This is a genomic window from Nocardia lijiangensis NBRC 108240, assembly GCF_001613045.1.
Taxonomy (GTDB): domain Bacteria; phylum Actinomycetota; class Actinomycetes; order Mycobacteriales; family Mycobacteriaceae; genus Nocardia; species Nocardia lijiangensis.
On the sequence record NZ_BDBP01000092.1, the window covers coordinates 23,073 to 41,968 of the forward strand.

15 protein-coding genes are annotated in these 18,896 nt (G+C 69.9%); 9 read left to right on the forward strand and 6 right to left on the reverse strand.

Annotated features, from left to right (window positions below; translation table 11 throughout):
- Positions 1-96: 96 nt before the first annotated feature.
- The 3 genes from NL1_RS28880 to ypfJ form a co-directional block, all read right to left on the reverse strand.
- Positions 97-690 carry a hypothetical protein gene (locus NL1_RS28880; protein ID WP_084511075.1) on the reverse strand — a complete coding sequence of 198 codons (594 nt, stop codon included), beginning with the start codon at positions 688-690 and terminating at the stop codon, positions 97-99.
- 215 nt (positions 691-905) lie between these two features.
- Positions 906-1,673 (reverse strand): methanethiol S-methyltransferase, encoded by a 768-nt coding sequence (gene mddA / locus NL1_RS28885; protein WP_067845786.1) that lies wholly within the window; start codon positions 1,671-1,673, stop codon positions 906-908.
- A 445-nt stretch (positions 1,674-2,118) separates the two neighbouring features.
- On the reverse strand, positions 2,119-3,045 hold the full coding sequence (ypfJ, locus tag NL1_RS28890) for a KPN_02809 family neutral zinc metallopeptidase (protein ID WP_067845741.1): 927 nt from the start codon (positions 3,043-3,045) through the stop codon (positions 2,119-2,121).
- A 164-nt stretch (positions 3,046-3,209) separates the two neighbouring features.
- Between ypfJ and aspS the strand changes: the two genes are divergently transcribed.
- A complete protein-coding gene (gene aspS, locus NL1_RS28895; RefSeq protein ID WP_067845744.1) occupies positions 3,210-5,006 on the forward strand; it encodes an aspartate--tRNA ligase in 1,797 nt (598 codons plus the stop codon).
- A gap of 81 nt (positions 5,007-5,087) precedes the next feature.
- On the opposite strand, the gene NL1_RS28900 is transcribed toward aspS, so the two are convergent.
- A complete protein-coding gene (locus NL1_RS28900) occupies positions 5,088-6,101 on the reverse strand; it encodes a hypothetical protein (RefSeq protein ID WP_067845747.1) in 1,014 nt (337 codons plus the stop codon).
- A 193-nt stretch (positions 6,102-6,294) separates the two neighbouring features.
- Between NL1_RS28900 and NL1_RS28905 the strand changes: the two genes are divergently transcribed.
- The gene (locus tag NL1_RS28905; RefSeq protein WP_067845750.1) at positions 6,295-7,464 is read left to right on the forward strand and encodes a phosphotransferase family protein; all 1,170 of its coding nucleotides are present in this window, start codon (positions 6,295-6,297) and stop codon (positions 7,462-7,464) included.
- A 20-nt stretch (positions 7,465-7,484) separates the two neighbouring features.
- Here NL1_RS28905 and NL1_RS28910 read toward each other — a convergent pair whose 3' ends face one another.
- On the reverse strand, positions 7,485-9,143 hold the full coding sequence (locus tag NL1_RS28910) for an alkaline phosphatase D family protein (protein ID WP_245673616.1): 1,659 nt from the start codon (positions 9,141-9,143) through the stop codon (positions 7,485-7,487).
- Positions 9,144-9,428: 285 nt separating this feature from the next.
- Between NL1_RS28910 and NL1_RS28915 the strand changes: the two genes are divergently transcribed.
- The 6 genes from NL1_RS28915 to NL1_RS28940 all read left to right on the forward strand — a co-directional run bounded on the left by NL1_RS28915 (position 9,429) and on the right by NL1_RS28940 (position 17,019).
- Positions 9,429-10,787 carry a replication-associated recombination protein A gene (locus tag NL1_RS28915; RefSeq protein WP_067845753.1) on the forward strand — a complete coding sequence of 453 codons (1,359 nt, stop codon included), beginning with the start codon at positions 9,429-9,431 and terminating at the stop codon, positions 10,785-10,787.
- Between the two features lie 62 nt (positions 10,788-10,849).
- The gene (gene alaS / locus NL1_RS28920) at positions 10,850-13,516 is read left to right on the forward strand and encodes an alanine--tRNA ligase (protein WP_067845756.1); all 2,667 of its coding nucleotides are present in this window, start codon (positions 10,850-10,852) and stop codon (positions 13,514-13,516) included.
- On the forward strand, positions 13,516-14,088 hold the full coding sequence (gene ruvX, locus NL1_RS28925) for a Holliday junction resolvase RuvX (protein ID WP_067845759.1): 573 nt from the start codon (positions 13,516-13,518) through the stop codon (positions 14,086-14,088). The genes alaS and ruvX overlap by 1 nt, the downstream gene beginning before the upstream one ends.
- Positions 14,085-15,641: an endolytic transglycosylase MltG gene (gene mltG, locus NL1_RS28930; protein WP_067845761.1), complete on the forward strand. Its 1,557-nt coding sequence runs from the start codon at positions 14,085-14,087 to the stop codon at positions 15,639-15,641. Before ruvX ends, mltG begins: the two co-directional genes overlap by 4 nt.
- Before the next feature lie 10 nt (positions 15,642-15,651).
- Positions 15,652-16,479 (forward strand): shikimate dehydrogenase, encoded by an 828-nt coding sequence (locus NL1_RS28935; RefSeq protein WP_067845793.1) that lies wholly within the window; start codon positions 15,652-15,654, stop codon positions 16,477-16,479.
- 66 nt (positions 16,480-16,545) lie between these two features.
- Positions 16,546-17,019: a B-4DMT family transporter gene (locus NL1_RS28940; protein WP_067845764.1), complete on the forward strand. Its 474-nt coding sequence runs from the start codon at positions 16,546-16,548 to the stop codon at positions 17,017-17,019.
- A gap of 65 nt (positions 17,020-17,084) precedes the next feature.
- Here the strand turns inward: NL1_RS28940 and aroB are convergent, their stop codons facing one another.
- Positions 17,085-18,206 (reverse strand): 3-dehydroquinate synthase, encoded by a 1,122-nt coding sequence (gene aroB, locus NL1_RS28945; protein WP_067845767.1) that lies wholly within the window; start codon positions 18,204-18,206, stop codon positions 17,085-17,087.
- Positions 18,207-18,332: 126 nt separating this feature from the next.
- On the opposite strand from aroB, the gene NL1_RS28950 reads away from it, so the two are divergent.
- Positions 18,333-18,896 (forward strand): hypothetical protein (locus NL1_RS28950; protein ID WP_218024503.1); only part of this gene is annotated, 564 nt, incomplete at its 3' end.

Here is an 18,896-nt window from a genome sequence, read left to right on the forward strand (position 1 = left end):
AGCCGATTCCGACGGGAGAGATGCGGTGATCGAGCATGCCTCGAAACACCATCTCTCCCGTCGGTTTCCGCGTAATACCGTCAGTGCGGCCGTCGGTCAGCGGTCGGCGACGAAAGCGTCGAGCAGGCTGCGGTAGACGTCGGCGAAGCGCTTGCGCGCGTTCTGCTGATCGGCGGTCAGGCCCTCGGTCGAGTCGGGCACGTACACGATCAGGTGGAGGTCCTGGCCCGGCGGTTCGGGCATCACGTCGATGATCTGACTGCCGCCGTCGCCCGCCGAGGCGGGGATGCCGAGGTCGACGGTGGACAGCGCCGTGATCTCGGCGAGTGCGGCGTCGACAACCTCGCGCCGGACCGAGCCGTCCACCTGGCGCGGCGGGGTGTTCGGATCCCGTTCGGGCGCGACGGCATCCGGTTTGCGAATGGCGCGGCCGTCGGCGTAGACCTCGAGGACGGGGCGCAGATCCATCCGTTCCTGCCAGCCCGCGGGCAGCGTCGTGAGCGTGAGAAGCGCGACGGCCGACCGGGCAGGCGTGGGTTGCGGTAGGGGAATGGGCGGATGAGCGGCGAGCGCGGGCGGATTTTCCGTTGCGGGCGTATGGGTTTCGGCGGCCGGATCGGCGGCGGCAACGCCCCACCCGGCGGTGAACGTCATCGCGAGGACAAGCAGGGCCGATATCGTTCGTCGCATGAACTCCCCATCTCGATAGGCGTCGACCGTCCGCGACGTCCGGGAAGCGAGCGAGTCTCTTTCCGGCGCAGCGGCTCAGGGTGCCGTTGAGCCTAGCGCCGATGGTGCTCCGGTGTGCTGTCGCGGGGTGCCGTTCCCGGGCGCGAGCCGGTGCAACCTGAGCGCCGCTCCACGACACCGCGGTTCGTGCGCGCCGCTCGAAGACGGTGTCGAAGCTAGGCCGGACGATGCTGGACGGTCGGCGCTGGGGTGTCGTGGTGCCGCGGCCAGGGCACGAGCATCGGCACGCGATGCTGGTAGTCGCGATATTGGTCGCCGAAAAAGGCCACCAGATCGTGCTCCTCGATTTGCAGGGCGATCAGGATGTAGCCCGTCGTCGCGGCGGCGAAGAACAGATGTCCGGCCGTCATGGTCGGCGTCGCCCAGAACGCGATGAGGAAGCCGAGCATGAGCGGATGCCGGATCACGCGATAGAACAGGTTGGTGCGAAACGGCAGGTCGCGGTAGGGCTCGCCACGCCAGGCCAGATAAACCTGACGCAGCCCGAACAGGTCGAAGTGGTTGATCATGAACGTCGAGAGCAGCACGGTCACCCAGCCGATCCAGAACAGCGTCCACAGGACGACCCGGCCCGCGGTGGCGTCGACGTCCCAGACGATGGCGGGCATCGTTCGCCACTGCCAATAGAGCAGGAACAGCGCCAGGCTGGCCAGCAGCACATACGTGCTGCGTTCGATCGACGCGGGCACCACCCGCGTCCACCAGCGTTTGAACGCCGGGCGGGCCATCACGCTGTGCTGGACGGCGAATACGCCGAGCAGCAACGCGTTGACCACGATGGCCTCACCGATCGACGCCGTCACGCCCGCGTCGACGCTGCGGGGAACCCAGAAATTGCCGACGAAGCCGATCGCGTAGAGAAAAGCGGCGACAAATGCCAGATAGGCCACGGCACCGTAACCGATTGTGAGATAACGCATCATCATGCCCTTCGGAGTGGATGTCCCTTCACCACGACAGGGCGCACCGAGGGGGCGGCAATCAGTCGGGACGGCCTTGCGAACGGCGGAGTGTCCCGGAGGCCGTGTGCGCGACGCGGCGACGGCTTCGTCTGCGGGGGCGCGGTACGGGCGCCCGCGGTACCCGGCGCGTTCCCGGTCGCGAGCGAACTCGCCGAGCCGGACTTGGCGCCGTTGCTGTAGCTGCCGAGACCCGTTCGCGACCGAGTGACCGTTCTGGATTCCGCTCGATGCGACCCTGCGTTTCCCTCGGGCAGGCGATGGTGGAATCGCCGTCCGATCGGGTACGGCGCTCGCCTTCGAGCAGGCTCGCCGTACCGGCGGTGCGGGAAGTCGCGCTGCCGGTCGCCGCAGCTGAGCACTTGTTCACGGTAGTTCGTGAACGGGCCCGCGAACAAGGGTGCGCGGGTCAGCGCAGCGCGGGCGGATTGTTCAGGTCCGGCGCGGAGTAGGTGTCGCAGGCCCCGACCTTGCCGGTGCGGTAGCCGGTGAGGAACCACTTCTGGCGCTGCTCGGACGATCCGTGCGTCCACGCCTCCGGATTGACCCGCTGCCGCGCGGCGCGCTGGATCCGGTCGTCGCCGACCGCGGCGGCCGCCGAGAGCGCGTCGTTGATATCGGTATCGGACAGCCGCTGCAGGAACGGCTGGTTGCCGCCGGGCGCGGGCGTCTTGTCCGCGTAGTGGGCCCAGATGCCGGCGTAGCAGTCGGCCTGCAGTTCGGTGCGCACCGCGCCGGACTCCGGTCCGCGCGGGTCGTGCCGGGCGCGGCCGATGTCGCCGAGCTGGTTCTGGATGTGGTGGCCGACCTCGTGCGCGACCACGTACTCCTGGGCGAGCGGGCCGGCGCTGGAGCCGAAGCGGTCGGTCAGCTCCTGGAAGAAGCTGACGTCGAAGTAGGCGGTCCGGTCGGCGGGGCAGTAGAAGGGGCCGACCTCGCTGGTGGCGTTGCCGCAGCCGGTCGCGACCGCGCCGGAGAACAGCACCAGCTCGGGCTGCACGTAGCGCTTGCCGGTCTGTTCGGGCAGTTCGGCCGACCAGACGGCGTCCAGGCTCTGCGCGGTGAGCACGACCCGGCAGTCGACGTACCGGTTGGCGTCCGCGCCGGTCTTGCAGTGCGGCGGGCTGCCCGCCGTGCCCGGCTGGGCCTGCTGGGTGCTTTGGGCGCCGGTGAACTGGCCGAGGACGGAACCGGGGTCACCGCCCAGCAGCAGCGTGATGACCAGCAGGATCAGACCGCCCGCACCGCCGCCGAGCGCGAGTTTGCCACCCATGCCGGGGCCACCGCCCGAAGAGGCTCGGCCCGGGTCGATCTGTAGCCCTTCGTTGAACGTCATGATCGTCCTTAGTGGCGTTTGTGCGGGTGTCGGGCAACCTGCCGGCTACAGCTTGACACGGCCGTGCAGATATCGGTTTCCACTTGGAGAATGTGTCTAACTACGATGGCAACCGCACCCGGTGACCCCACGCCGGTGCCGGAGTAGTCGTCGAAAGGAATCCCGTGCTGCGCACCCACTTGGCTGGTTCGCTGCGAAGCGAGCATGCCGGTCAGACCGTCACCCTCACCGGATGGGTGGCCCGGCGGCGCGACCACGGTGGCGTGATCTTCATCGATCTGCGCGATGCGTCGGGTGTGGCGCAGGTGGTGTTCCGTGAAGGCGAAGCCGCCGAGCAGGCGCACCGGCTGCGTGCCGAGTACTGCGTGCTGATCACCGGCGTTGTCGAGCCGCGGCCGAACGGCAACGAGAACCCCGAGCTGCCGACGGGCCAGATCGAGGTGAACGTGAGCAAGCTGGAGGTGCTCAACGAGAGCGCCCCGCTGCCGTTCCAGCTCGACGAGCAGCCCGGTGAGGAGACGCGGCTGCGGCACCGGTACCTCGATCTGCGCCGCGAGGGCCCCGGGCACGCCATCCGGCTGCGCTCGAAGGTCAACGCCGCGGCCCGCGCGGTGCTGGCCCACCACGAGTTCGTCGAGGTCGAGACCCCGACGATGACCCGCTCCACCCCTGAGGGCGCCCGCGACTTCCTGGTGCCCGCGCGGCTGCAGCCGGGCAACTTCTACGCGCTGCCGCAGAGCCCGCAGCTGTTCAAGCAGCTGCTCATGGTCGGCGGCATCGAGCGGTACTACCAGATCGCGCGCTGCTACCGCGACGAGGACTTCCGCGCCGACCGGCAGCCCGAATTCACCCAGCTCGACATCGAGATGAGCTTCGTGCGCCAGGAGGACGTGATCCTGCTGGCCGAGGAGATCCTGGCCGCGCTGTGGAAGCTGATCGGCCACGAGATCCCGACGCCGATGCCGCACATGACCTACGCCGAGGCCATGCGCCGCTTCGGCTCCGACAAGCCGGACCTGCGTTTCGGCGTCGAGATCACCGAGTGCACCGAGTACTTCACGGACACCCCGTTCCGGGTGTTCCAGGCGCCGTACGTCGGCGCGGTCGTGATGCCGGGGGGCGCGAGCCAGCCGCGGCGCCAGCTCGACGCCTGGCAGGAGTGGGCCAAGCAGCGCGGGGCCAAGGGCCTGGCGTATGTGCTGGTGAACGAGGACGGCACGCTCGGCGGCCCGGTCGCCAAGAACCTCAGCGAGGCCGAGCGCGAAGGGCTGGCCAAGCACGTCGGCGCGGTGCCCGGCGACTGCGTCTTCTTCGCCGCGGGTGCGGCGAAGGCCCAGCGCGCGCTGCTCGGCGCGGCGCGCGGCGAGATCGCCCGCAAGGTCGGGCTGATCGACGAGAACGCCTGGTCGTTCGTGTGGATCGTGGACGCGCCGCTGTTCGAGTCCACCGCCGACGCGACCGCGAGCGGCGATGTGGCGCTCGGTCACTCGGCGTGGACCGCGGTGCACCACGCGTTCACCTCGCCGAAGCCCGAGTCGATGGACACCTTCGACACCGACCCGGACTCGGCGCTGGCCTACGCCTACGACATCGTCTGCAACGGCAACGAGATCGGCGGCGGCTCGATTCGTATCCACCGCCGCGACGTTCAGGAGCGCGTCTTCAAGGTGATGGGCATCAGCCACGACGAGGCCCAGGAGAAGTTCGGCTTCCTGCTGGACGCCTTCGCCTTCGGCGCCCCGCCGCACGGCGGCATCGCCTTCGGCTGGGACCGCATCACCGCCCTGCTGGCGGGCCTGGACTCCATCCGCGAGGTCATCGCCTTCCCGAAGACCGGCGGCGGCGTCGACCCGCTGACCGACGCCCCGGCACCGATCACCGCGCAGCAGCGCAAGGAGGCGGGCCTGGACGTCAAGCCGGAGCACGACAAGGTCGAGGTGAAGGTCGAGATCACCGAGTAATAGGGCCGAGCTGCCGGGCGGGCGAACGTGCCTGCCCGGCGTGGGGTCGCCCCGGTTCGAGCGGACGACCCAGCGTGCCGATCAGACCGCGGCGACGCGTCCGCCGGTCAGTGTGCGGTAGGCGTAGGTGACCGCGAGGATCGAGATCGGTCCCGCGGCGAGCAGTCCGATGCCGCACAGCAGCAGGCCGAGGAAGGTGATCACCGCGACGGACAGCGTCAGCAGCACCACCGGCCAGATGTTGCCGACCACCAGCGTGGCGCTGGACTTGATCGCGTCGAACGGGCCCAGATCCTGATCGACGACGAAGTGCAGCGCGAACATGCACAACACGCCGACGACAAGTCCGGGTAACACGCACAGCGCCAAACCGATCCAGGTGCCGAGGAACGCGAGCAGGGCGGTCAGCAAGACATTGCCCGCATTCACGAACTTGAAGTACGAACCGAAAACCGGTTTGACGCCGTCGGTTTCGTACAGCGCCCCGCGCACCATCGCGGCCTGCAACAGCCACAGCGCCGCCATTACCGCGAGAAACAGCAACACCAGCGGCAGCAGCGAATTCGGTTCGAATGTTTGGACGACCAACACGAAGACCAAATAGATAATGACGCCCAGCGCCGTAATTCCTAGCCACGGAGCAAGATTCGCCCGGAACTTTTCCAGTCCATAACTGAGTGCATGGCCGACGTCGAGCCCGGTGGGCGTGCCGAGTTGATAGCCGTAAACAGGCTGTCCCGGTGCGGCACCGGGCGGCGGCATCGTCCCCGGTTGCTGCGGCACGCCGTACTCCTGCGGCATGCCGTACTGTTGCTGCGTCTGCGGTGGCATTCCGTAGGAGGCGTGCTGCGTGGCCACCGCGGGCGGCGGCTCCAGCGGCTCGGTGCCGTACTGGGCCGCACCCGGGCCCTCGAACTGCGGATATCCCGCTCCACCAGGCATTTCGTGGCGGGCATGGCCTGCGCCGGACGGTGGCGCGTAGGGGTCACCGCCCTCGTGTTGCCCGGGCTGGGCCGCGAACTGTTCGCTTCCACCGCCCTGCTGGGGTGTGCCGCCTGCGGGGTCCTTCGGCGCGGAGGACGGTGTGTCGGCCAATGTCGGAGACCTTTCGACGCAACTGGTTTGCGATGTGGCGCACAGCAGTTCACGATGAGAAAACCGGACACGCGCCATGGTGTCAAGCGAGCGCGGCTCCGTCCGCGACCACGACACGAGACACGCCGAGCGAAGCGGAAAGGTTGCGTAACCGCTCGCTAGAAGTGACCCCATGCGAGTAGCTTGAGAGGCGATGACCGCACTATTGGCCGAACGCGCCGCCGAAGTCGTGTCCGCAGCACAACAGTTGCTCACAAAGCGAATGGGTGCTCCGGTGAAGCTGAGCGATCCGATGGAACTCAGCGGTAGTGGTAGGACGACAGTCCTACGTGTGCGTGTTGCCGAGAATTCGTTCTCGCTACCCAGGACGCTGATCGTCAAGCAGGTGCGCGGCGCCGCCCAGGACCGCCGCACCGGAGGCTTGGCCCCCGGCGTCGCCAGTATCGATTCGGCATTCCTCCGGGAAGCCGTCTCCTACCAGTTCACCACCGCGCTCAGCCGCGAGCAGCGGCCCGGCGCGTATCTGATCGCGCATAGCCTGCCCGATCGCCTGCTGATCCTGTCCGACCTCGGCGAGAACGCCAGGATGACCGCGGTGCTGCAGTCCGGCGCCGAACCCGCCACCCGCAACGCGCTGATGGCCTTCGCCCAGGCGCTGGGCCGGATGCACGCGGCGACCGTCGGGCGCGAGGCCGATTTCGTCGCATTGCTGCGCCGCGTCGAGGTGGTGCACCGGGTGGACGGCATCGCCCAGCAGGCCGAGTCCGCGATCTCCGAGGTGCCCGGGCTGCTGCAGCGCGAGCTGGGCATCGAGGTGCCCGGTGAGATCGCCGAGCGCATCGTGCGCGGTAACCGGTTGTTCTCGGCAGGCCGGTTCCGGGCGTTCAGCCCGTCGGACCTCTGCCCGGACAATGTCATCCTCAATCAGGAGGGCGCGAGGTTCCTCGACTACGAGTGGGGCGGCTTCCGTGACGCCACCCTCGACATCGCCTACGCGCTGGTCTCCTTCCCCGGCTGCCTGTGCGATTTCGAACTGTCCAGGGAACGCGCCGGGCAGATGGTGGAGGCCTGGCGCTCGGAGGTCGTCGGGGTGTTCCCGGCGCTCGCCGACGACGAGGCGTTCGCCGAACGCATCCTGGAGGCCCGGCTCATCTGGGTGTGGCTCACCACCTACTGGTTCCTGCCCGCCGACCACGCCCGCATCGCGTCCGCGCGCGAGCACGGGCTGTCGGTGCCGCGCTCGGCGGCGCTGATCAACCGCTGGGCCGCGCTCGCCGAGGACGCGCGCTGCACCGGCGATGACGTGATCGGCGATTTCGCCGACGAGGTGTCCGCGATGCTGGAAGAGCGCTGGTCCGAGTAGCCGTCCGGCTCCGCCGGTGATCAGAGCGCGGGCGTGGGACGCGGCTCGATGCGCCCGCCGCTGGGCACGGCGAAGCTGGCCCCGTGCCGCACACCCGTGGCCGCGTCGGTGACGTCGGCCAGATAGAACCAGTCCATCTGCGTCTGCTGCTCGGTCACGTCGAGGACGCCGTACCCGTGCGATTCCAGCTCGACGTAGCGCATGTGGTGGTTGAAGCTCTTGATCGAATCCTCGATCGGCACCGCCACGGTGCGCGGCGCCGCCTTCAGCAGCTCGCCGATGCTCGACGAGGTGACCGACGGGACCACGAACTCCGCGCCCGCGGTCGGTCCGCCGGGATAGTTCGCGGCGTCGATCGGCAGGTCCGAGGCCCAGGACGAGTGGATGTCGCCGGTCAGGAAGACGACGTCACCGACCTGCTGCTCGGTGATCGCGCGGAACAGGCGCTGCCGGTCGGCGGCGTAGCCGTCCCACTGGTCGGCATTGGCGGGCGCGCCGGACTGCGGCACGCCGAGCACATTCGTGATTGCCGCGGTGGTGGCGGGCTCCAGCGGCGGGAAGACCAGCGGCGCGATCATCACCGAATTGCCGACCAGCTTCCAGCGCACCGGCGCCGAGACCAAACCCGCGGTGAGCCAGTCCATCTGGGCCTTGCCGGTGATCGTACGGGCCGGGTTGTCGACCTCGCGCCAGCTCGCGCCGGGGGTGGCCTCCTGATCGCGGTAGCTGCGCAGGTCGAGCATGGACAGCTCGGCGAGGGTGCCGAAGCGCAGCCGCCGGTAGATCTGCACGCTCGCGCCGGATCCGGTGGCGCGCACCGGCATCCACTCCAGGTAGGCGCGGGCCGAGGCGGCGCGGCGATCCTGCCAGCTGCCGTGCACGGCGGGATCGTGATGGTTGGCGCCGCCCGACCAGGAATTGTCCGCGGACTCGTGGTCGTCCCAGGTGCAGATGAACGGCAGCAGGGCGTGCAGCGCCATCAGATCGGGATCGGTCTTGTACTGGGCGTGGCGGATGCGGTAGTCGGTCAGCGTGACGATCTCGTTGGCCGGATCGTGCGGGCGCACCGCGCCGTGGCGGCCGCCGTACTCGCCGCGACCGTATTCGTAGAGGTAGTCGCCGAGATGGATGATCGCGTCGAGGTCGGAGCGGGTGGCCAGGTGCCGGTAGGCGCTGAAATAGCCCGCCTCCCAGTTCGAGCAGGAGACCACGCCGAAGCGCAACCGGTCGGGTGTGTCGGTGGGTGCTGGCGCGGTGCGGGTGCGTCCGACCGGCGAGGTCTCACCGAGCGCGGTGAATCGGTACCAGTAGTCGCGGCCGGGAGTCAGGCCGCTCGCGTCGATCTTGACGGTGTGATCGGAATCGGCGGTGGCCGTTGCTGTTCCGGAAGCGGCGAGCGAGGCGAAGCCCGCGTCCTCGGCGATCTCCCAGCGGACCGCGGCGGCCGCGCCGAGGCCGGAGCCGGGCGTAGCGTCGTCGGAGACGGTCACCCGGGTCCAGAGGATGACGCCGGTGGGCAGCGGATCGCCGGAGGCGACGCCGTGCCGGAACACGGGGCCCGCGGCGCGCGCGGGCGTCGTGACGAGCAGCGCGCCCGCACCGGCCGCCGCGGCGGCACCGCCCTTAAAGAGGGTGCGCCTGCCGAACGGACCGGTCTGGACGATATCTGAAACGACCACGTTTTCAGCCACGAGTGTTGATCACAGCCGATGCGGGGCGGACTGGCAAATCGAGACGGTGCACCGCACTTCGCGCCAACGGGTCGCGGGCCGCGCCGGTGTTGTCGTGGCCGGGTTGTACGGTCGAAAACATGAGCGAACGGAGTGAGCGAATCGTGTGCCAGCGCGCATCGCGCATGCCGGAGCCGAGCGTCAGCGAGGCGCAGGCATGAGCGAACGAAGTGAGCGAATCATGTGCCAGCGCGCATCGCGCATGCCGGAGCCGAGCGTCAGCGAGGCGCAGGCATGAGCGAGGGGCTGTTCGACGTGCCGGGCCATGCGGCGCCGGAGTCGGATGCGCTGGGCGGCGCAGGCGTGGATTTCCGCGGGCCGGGCGGCGCCGCTCCACTGGCCGTGCGCATGCGGCCCGCCACCTTGGACGAGGTGGTCGGGCAGGGGCATCTGCTCGGACCCGGCTCGCCGCTGCGGCGGTTGATCGAAGGCTCCGGCGCGGCGTCGGTGTTGCTGTTCGGTCCGCCCGGCACGGGCAAGACCACGCTGGCCTCGCTCATCTCGCAGGCGACCGGCCGTCGTTTCGAGGCGCTCTCGGCGCTGTCTGCCGGGGTCAAGGAGGTGCGCGCCGTTATCGACCTGGCGCGCAGGCGTCTCACGGCCGGCGAGCGCACCGTGCTGTTCATCGACGAGGTGCACCGCTTCTCCAAGACCCAGCAGGACGCGCTGCTCGCCGCGGTGGAGAACCGCATCGTGCTGCTGGTCGGCGCGACCACGGAGAATCCCTCGTTCTCGGTCGTCTCGCCGCTGCTGTCGCGCTCGCTGGTGCTGCAATTGCGTTCGCTGACCGACGCCGACATCCGCGCCGTGCTCGAGCGCGCGCTCACCGATCCCCGCGGATTCGACGGCGCCTACACCGTCACCGACGACGCACTCGCCCACATCGTGCGGATCGCGGGCGGGGACGCGCGCCGGGCGCTGACCGCGCTGGAGGCCTCGGCCGAGTCCTCGCTCGACGGCACGGTGGACCTGACCCTCGTGGAAGCGAGCGTGGACAAGGCCGCCGTGCGCTACGACCGTGCAGGCGACCAGCACTACGACGTGATCAGCGCCTTCATCAAGTCGATCCGCGGCTCCGACGTCGACGCGGCGCTGCACTATCTGACGCGCATGATGAGCGCGGGGGAGGACCCGCGCTTCATCGCGCGACGGCTGGTCATCTCCGCCAGCGAGGACATCGGCATGGCCGACCCGATGGCGTTGCAGACCGCGGTGGCGGCCGCGCACGTCGTGCAGTTGATCGGTATGCCCGAGGCCCAGCTCACCCTCACCCACGCGACCATCCACCTGGCCACCGCCCCGAAGTCCGGCGCGGTCCCGGCCGCGCTCGGCGCCGCCATGGCCGACATCTCCGCGGGCAAGGCGGGCGCCGTGCCGCCACATCTGCGCGACGGGCACTACTCCGGCGCGGCGCTGCTCGGCCATGCCCAGGGCTACAAGTACCCGCACGATGACCCCGACGGCGTGCTCGCCCAGCAGTATCCGCCCGACGAAATCGTCGGCGCCGACTACTACCGCCCGACCGACCACGGCTACGAGCGTGAGGTCGGGCCACGCGTCGACCGTTTGCGCCGCATCGTGCGTGGACGGTGACGCGGTCCGGAGCGCCCGGTCGATGAAAAACCAGGTGCGCCGCACCGGTAGGCTGGATATTTGTGCAGACCCACGAGATTAGACGGCGTTTCCTGGACCATTTCGTCCGTGCCGGACACACCGAGGTGCCGAGTGCCTCGCTGATCCTGGCCGACCCCAACCTGCTGTTCGTCAACGCAGGCATGGTCCAGTTCAAGCCGTACTTCCTGGGTCAGGAGGCGCCGCCCTTCCCGCGGGCGACCAGCGTCCAGAAGTGCGTGCGCACCGGCGACATCGAAGAGGTCGGCGTCACCACACGGCACAACACCTTCTTCCAGATGGCGGGCAACTTCTCCTTCGGCGACTACTTCAAGGAGGGGGCCATCACCCTCGCCTGGGAGCTGATCAGCAAGTCCCAGGAGGAGGGCGGCTTCGGCTTCGACACCGACCGCATCTGGGTCACCGCCTACGAAGACGATCCGGAGGCCGCCGAGATCTGGCACCGGGTCGCGGGCATCCCGAAGGAGCGGATCCAGTTCCGCGACGGCAAGGACAACTACTGGGACATGGGCGTGCCGGGCCCCGGCGGTCCGTGCTCGGAGATCTACTACGACCGCGGCCCCGCCTACGGCAAGGAAGGCGGCCCGGTCGCCGACGAGGACCGCTACCTCGAGATCTGGAACCTCGTCTTCATGCAGGACGTCCGCGGTGAGCTGAGCCCGAAGCTCGGCCACCCGCCGGTCGGCTCGCTGCCGAAGAAGAACATCGACACCGGCATGGGCGTGGAGCGCGTCGCCATGCTGCTGCAGGGCGTGGAGAACGTCTACGAGACCGATCTGCTGCGCCCGATCATCGACAAGGCCGAGGAGCTGACCGGTCGCTCCTACGGCGTCGAGCACGCCGACGACGTGCGCTTCCGTGTGATCGCCGATCACGCCCGCACCGCCGCCATGCTCATCTCCGACGGCGTCAACCCGGGCAACGACGGCCGCGGCTACGTGCTGCGCCGCCTGCTGCGCCGCATCGTGCGCTCGGCCCGCCTGCTCGGCGCCGAGAAGCCGGTGATGGCCGAATTCATGAAGGTGGTCAGCGACCTCATGTCGCCGTCCTACCCGGAACTCGGCACCGACTTCGGCCGCATCGAGACCGTCGCGGTCGGCGAGGAGACGGCGTTCCTCAAGACGCTCAACACCGGCTCGACCCTGTTCGACAACACCGCGGCCACGGTGAAGGCCAAGGGCGGCACCAAGATCGCCGGATCGGACGCCTTCACCCTGCACGACACCTACGGCTTCCCGATCGACCTCACCCTGGAGATGGCCGCCGAGGCCGGGCTCTCGGTCGACGAAGAGGGCTTCCGCACGCTCATGGCCGAGCAGCGCCAGCGCGCCAAGGAGGACGCCGCCGCGCGCAAGCACGCGCACGCGGACCTGAGCATCTACAAGGAACTGGTCGACCGCGGCCCCACCGAGTTCACCGGCTTCGACGAGCTGACCTCCGAGGCGCACGTGCTCGCCCTGATCGCCGACGGCGTCCGGGTGCCGACCGCGACCGCGGGGCACGACGTCGAGGTGATCCTGGATCGCAGCCCGCTGTACGCCGAGTCCGGTGGCCAGATCGCCGACCGCGGCAGTATCACCGCTGCGGGTCTGAAGCTGCGCGTGAACGACGTGCAGAAGATCGCCAAGAAGCTGTGGGTGCACAAGACCACGGTCGAGCAGGGGCAGATCACCGAGGGCGACGTGGTGCTCGCCCAGGCCGATCCGGCCTGGCGCAGCGGCGCGACCCAGGGCCACTCCGGCACGCACATGGTGCACGCCGCGCTGCGGCAGGTGCTCGGCCCGAACGCGGTGCAGGCGGGCTCGCTGAACAAGCCCGGCTACCTGCGCTTCGACTTCAACTGGCAGGGCCAGCTCACCGAGCAGCAGAAGGCCGACATCGAGGCGGTGTCCAACGACGCGGTGGGCGCCGACTTCCCGGTCAACACGTTCGTCACCGACCTGCCCAAGGCCAAGCAGATGGGCGCGCTCGCGCTGTTCGGCGAGAACTACGGCGACGAGGTTCGCGTGGTGGAGATCGGCGGCCCGTTCTCGATGGAGCTGTGCGGCGGCACGCACGTGCAGCACTCCTCGCAGATCGGCCCGATCACGCTGCTCGGCGAGTCGTCGGTCGGTTCGGGCGTGCGCCGCGTCGAGGCGTTCGTCGGCCTGGACTCCTACAAGTACCTGGCCAAGGAGCGCGCGCTGCTCGCCGGTGTCGCCGCCTCGCTGAAGGTGCCCTCGGACGAGGTGCCCGCGCGCGTCGAGCAGCTGGTGGAGCGGCTCAAGGTGGCCGAGAAGGAGCTCGAGCGCACCAAGGTCGCCGCGGTGCTCTCTTCGGCGGGGAAGTTCGTGCAGGAGGCCGAGCGCGTCGGCGGTCTGCTGCTGGTCGCCGCGGCCGCGCCGGAGGGCGTCGCCGCGGGTGATCTGCGCACCCTGGCCACCGATATTCGCGGCCGCTTCGGCAGCGAGCCCGCGGTGGTGGTGCTGCTCGGCAACGTCGACGGCAAGGTGCCGTTCGTGGTGGCCGTGAACAAGGGCGCCCAGGAGCTCGGCGTGAAGGCGGGCGATCTGGTCGGCAGCTTCGGGCCGAGCATCGCCGGTCGCGGCGGCGGCAAGCCGGAGATGGCGCAGGGCGCCGGTTCCGATCCCTCCGGGATCGCGGCGGGTCTGGCCGCGGTCCGTGCCCGGGTGGCCGAAATCGCCGGGTGATGCGCGACTCGGAGAGTTCGCATTCGACGGGCCGGCCGCACGCAGCGGACCGGCCCGATCCGGCGGCCGATCCCGGCAGGGGCCGACGCCTCGGCATCGACGTCGGTAGCGTCCGCATCGGCGTGGCATCCAGCGACCCGGACGGCATTCTCGCGACCCCGGTGGAAACCGTGCCGCGCGCCAAGAAGAATGCGCGCGGCGCGGGTGCGGCAACCGATATAGCGAGAATTGCCGAAATTGTGCGGGAATATGAGGCCGTTGAGGTTATTGTCGGCTTGCCGCGCACGTTGCGCGGGGAAAAAGGAACCGCGGCGGGGTTGGCCATTGCGTTCGCTGAACGTTTGCGATCCGAAATTGCCCCCGTGCCGATCAGGCTTTCCGACGAACGTTTGACTACGGTGTCAGCTGCACGTGCATTGCGGGACAGTGGAGTTCGCGCGCGTGGCCAGCGGCAGGTGATCGATCAGGCGGCGGCCGTGTCGATCCTGCAAGGATGGTTGGACGAACGGAGTGCGGTGTTGAGGGCGGTCGAGGAAGCGACGCGGGACGCGTCGTCCGGAGACGATGCATGACTGATCGGTGGGCACGGGCCGAGGAACGGTACCGACAGCGCGAGGCTGATCGGCGCTACCGACGGGACGACCGAGCCTGGGGCAGAGACGGCGGGGATACGGGCGGGCGCGCGGCAGGGCCGCACGACGACTGGGACGACTACGACGACGACACCAACGTCATCCCCCGCTACACAGACGACGACGAGCCGCTCTACGAGGACGACTCGCCGCTGTACGAGGACGACGGCTACGACGACGAGCCGGAGTACGACGAGCCGGAGTACGAGGAGCCGGAGCAGCAGGCCCCGCCACCGCGCACGCAGCGGTCGTCGGCCCGCAAGACCGCCGCGGAGGGCAAACCGGCGCGGCCCGCGCGCGGTTCGCGCGGCAAGCGTTCCCGGATGGCCTCCCGCAAGGCCGCGGAACGAAAGCGCAAACGCCGCAACATGTGGCTCATCGGCGGTGTGTTCGCGCTGCTGCTGGCGGGTGCGGGGGGTTTCGCGGTCAAGAAACTGATCGGGGAGTTCGGCCCGGCGGAGGATTTCGCGGGTCCCGCCGGGCCGCTGGTCGTGGTGCAGGTGCACTCGGGCGACACCTCGTCGCAGATCGCCGAGACCATGGTCGAGAAGGGCGTCGTCGCGAGCACCGGCGCGTTCTTCGAAGCGGCCGTGCGCAATTCGGGCATGAGCTCGGTGCAGCCCGGGTACTACCAGATCCCCAGCCGCAGCCCCGCCGCCGAAGCGGTGGCCGCCCTGCTCGGCAAGAACGCCCGGGTCGGCAACCTGGTCATCTCGGAGGGACGGCTGCTGCACGACCAGCACGACGTCAACACCGGTGCGCGCAAGGAGGGGATCTACACCAAGATCGCCGCCGCCAGCTGCATCGGCACCGGCGCACAGCAGAAGTGCGTGACCTACGACCAGCTCGACGCCGCGGGTTCCAGCCCTGACCTGGCCGCGCTCGGAGTCCCGTCCTGGGCCGAGCAGTCGGTGCGCGAAGCGCCGGACCGCAAGCGGCAGATCGAAGGTCTGATCGCCGCGGGCACCTGGGACTTCGACCCCAGCGGCACGCCGCAGCAGATTCTGCGTCAGCTGATCAGCTCGAGCGCCGCGAGCTACGAATCGACCGGGCTGCTCAAATCCGGTGCGGAGACCGAACTCAGCCCCTACGAGACGCTGATCGCGGCGTCCCTGGTGGAGCGGGAAGCGCTGCCGCAGGACATGCCGAAGGTCGCGCGGGTGATCGTGAACCGGCTCGAGGTCGAGCAGCCGCTGCAGTTCGATTCCACGGTGAACTACTCGCTGGACCGCACCGAGGTCGCCACCACCGACGACGACCGGGCCACCCGCACCCCGTGGAACACCTACGCGATGTCCGGCCTGCCCGCCAACCCGATCGCCGCGCCCTCGCTGAATGCGTTGCGCGCCATGGAGAATCCGGAACCCGGCAACTGGCTGTACTTCGTGACGATCGATCAGAAGGGCACCACGCTGTTCACCGAGAGCTACTCCGAGCACCTGCGCAATATCGAAAAGGCAAGACAGAGTGGAATTCTCGACAGTGGACGGTGAATCGACCGGCATGCCGACGGCGGACGGCGCGGTGACGACGCGCAAGGCGGCGGTCCTCGGCAAGCCGATCGCGCATTCCCGTTCGCCCCAGCTGCATCTGGCGGCGTACCGGGCGCTGGGCCTGGACTGGACCTACGAGCGCATCGAGTGCACGGCCGAGCAGCTGCCGGGGTTGGTGGACGGGTTCGGGCCGGAGTGGGTCGGTCTCTCGGTCACCATGCCGGGCAAGGAGGCGGCACTGGCTTACGCAGGCGAGTGCACCGAACGGGCCGTGCTCGTCGGTTCGGCGAACACCCTGGTGCGCACGGCCGAGGGCTGGCGCGCGGACTGCACCGATGTGGACGGCGTGCTCGGCGCGCTCCGCGGCGGGGGCGTCACCGAGATCGCGGAGGCGCTCGTGCTCGGTGCGGGCGGCACGGCACGCCCGGCGCTGCTCGCCCTCTCCGAACTCGGCGCGCGGTCGGTCACCGTGGTCGCCAGGGACGCCGGACGCGCCCGCGGCGCGCTGGAACTGGCCGACAAGCTCGGGATGGCGGCGCGGGTGATCGGTTTCGACAGCGACGCCGTGCGCGAGGCGAGCGCGCGCGCGGGCGCGGTGGTCAGCACGATCCCCGCGGACGCGGGTGCACTGGTCGCCGAGGCGGTGGCGATCGCACCGGTCGTCCTGGACGCCATCTACAACCCGTGGCCCACCCCGCTGGCCGCGGCCGTCGAACGGGCCGGGCACACGGTGGTGAGCGGGCTGCAGATGCTGCTGAACCAGGCCTACGGGCAGGTCGAGCAGTTCACCGGGCGCCCGGCGCCACGCGCCGAGATGGCCGCCGCGCTGGACGGCTGACCGTTGCGAAATTTCTGACACGGGTTCTAGTTATGTTCGCCGGGCCTGCGCGTTAAGGTGTCTCCCATGATTGCTTGGGTAGTGCGGGCCGTCCTGCTCGGCGCGTTGGTCGTGGCGCTGCGCACCGTGCTCGGGTTCGCGATGGTGCAGTGGCCGACGCAGGGTTCGTGGATGCGGATGCTGGGCTTGCTCGTGCTGGTGGTGGTCATCGTGGCCTGGGGCGTGCTGGACGGGCGCAAGGACCGCGCGGCGCATCCGGACCCGGAACGCGGCTCGGACTTGACCATTCGGTGGCTGAAGGCGGGCGTGGCGGGCGGGCTCGGCAGCGGCGCGGTCTCCTGGGCGCTGGATTTCCTGCCCCGCTTCGACCTCGGCGACAACGGCCTGCTGTTCGAACTCACGGCGGGCGCGTCGTTCATCGTCTTGCTGATCTTCATCCCCGGGCTGATCGGCGTGGGCATCGGCCGGATGCTCGCGGGGCGGCGAGGCGGCAATTCCACGCCTTCGCTCACCGAGGGCGCTGCTCCCGCAGGCGCCTGACCCTGGAACGCGAAACAGCGCCTCGCCGAGATCGGCGGGGCGCTGCTGTTGCGTGCCGTGACTCGCTAGAGCAGGATCGCGCCGCCGCTCGGGCTCTCCGCGCGGGCGATGGCGGAGTACGCCGCGGCGAGCAGGGACGGATCGGGGCCCTCCAGGCGGCCCGGCTTGGCCAGACCGTCGAGGACGACGAAACGGAGCACGCCGGAGCGGGTCTTCTTGTCGGTCTGCATGGCGTCCAGCAGCTGCGGAAGCGCGTCGGCGTCGTAGCCGGTCGGCAGGCCGACGCTGGACAGGATGGCGCGGTGCCGGTCGGCGGTGGCGTCGTCGAGTCGCCCGGCCAGGCGGCCGAGTTCGGCGGCGAAGACCAGGCCGACGGAGACCGCGGCGCCGTGGCGCCAGCGGTAACGCTCCCGGCGCTCGATCGCGTGGCCCAGCGTGTGGCCGTAGTTGAGGATCTCGCGCAGGCTGGATTCCTTCAGGTCGGCGGCGACCACGTCGGCCTTGACCTGGATGGCGCGGCGCACGAGCTCGGGGAGCACGTCACCGGTGGGATCGATCGCCGCCTCCGGATCGCGCTCCACCAGGTCGAGGATCACCGGGTCGGCGATGAAACCGGCCTTGATGATCTCGGCCATGCCCGCCACGATCTCGTTGCGCGGCACGGTCTCCAGCGTCGCCAGGTCGACCAGCACGGCCGACGGCTCGTGGAAGGACCCGACCAGGTTCTTGCCCGCCTCGGTGTTGATGCCGGTCTTGCCGCCGACCGCCGCGTCCACCATGGCCAGCAGGGTGGTCGGCACGTGCACCACCTGAACGCCGCGCATCCAGGTGGCGGCGACGAAACCGGCGAGGTCGGTGGCCGCGCCGCCGCCCAGGCTCACCACGACGTCGTTGCGGGTCAGCCCGATGCGGCCGAGCACCTCCCAGCAGAAACCGGCGACGGCGAGGTCCTTGCCCGCCTCGGCGTCCGGAATCTCGATGCGGTGCGCGTCCAGGCCGGTATCGGCCAGCGCCTTGCGCACCACCTCGGCGGTCTCGGCCAGCGGAGGCTGGTGGAAGATCGCGACGGTGCGCACGCCCTTGGTCGCGCCCGTCACCGACTCGACGAGCTCGCCGAGCAAGCCGCGACCGATGATCACCGGGTACGGGTCGGCGGTGCGGACCTGGATACGACTCGGCTCTGTCACTGCTGCTCCGATTCTGTTCGTGCCGATTGCTCGAGTGTTCGCGTGCGGACGCGCCGAGCGCGGGCGCGCCGGGCGCGACCGCTGGAAGTGGTCTTCGGTGCCGATTCTGCCGCCGTCTGATGTGCGGTGGGCTCGGCGGGTGCGCCGGATCCGGCGTGGCGCGCGGTCAGGGGGCGGGCGCTGTGGTTCGCGCCGGTGGCCGGGTCCGCCGTGGGTTCCGCGTTCTTCGGTGCCGGATTCGCCGAAGCGGCTTGTCCTGCAACAGGACCGGCGGATGCTTGCGATCCGGCGGGGTTCGGTGCGCCCGCGGGGCGGCACGCCCTGGGGCGGCGGGTGCGTCCCGAGGTGGGTGTCGCGCGGGTGTCCTCGGGTCGCGCGCCGGAGGCGATGAGCCGGGGGAGCCAGGACCTGGCCGGAGGCTCCGCGGCCGGTGCGGTGGACTCGGTGCGGCTCGGTTCGCCGGAGGACGTGTGGGCCGACGGGGGCCTGCGGCGTGGGCGGCGGCGCCTGCCGGATGACGCGCTCTCGGCCGTGCTTCCCGCGCTCGGGGCATCGGCCCCTGCGCCGGATGTCCGCTCCGCGCTGGATCCCTCGTTCCGGGTGTCGCCGGCCGTGGTCGCGCTGCGGCCTTCGCCCGCGTTCTCCGCGGTGGCGTGGGGGGCGCCCCGGGGCGCCGCGGCCGAGTCCTCG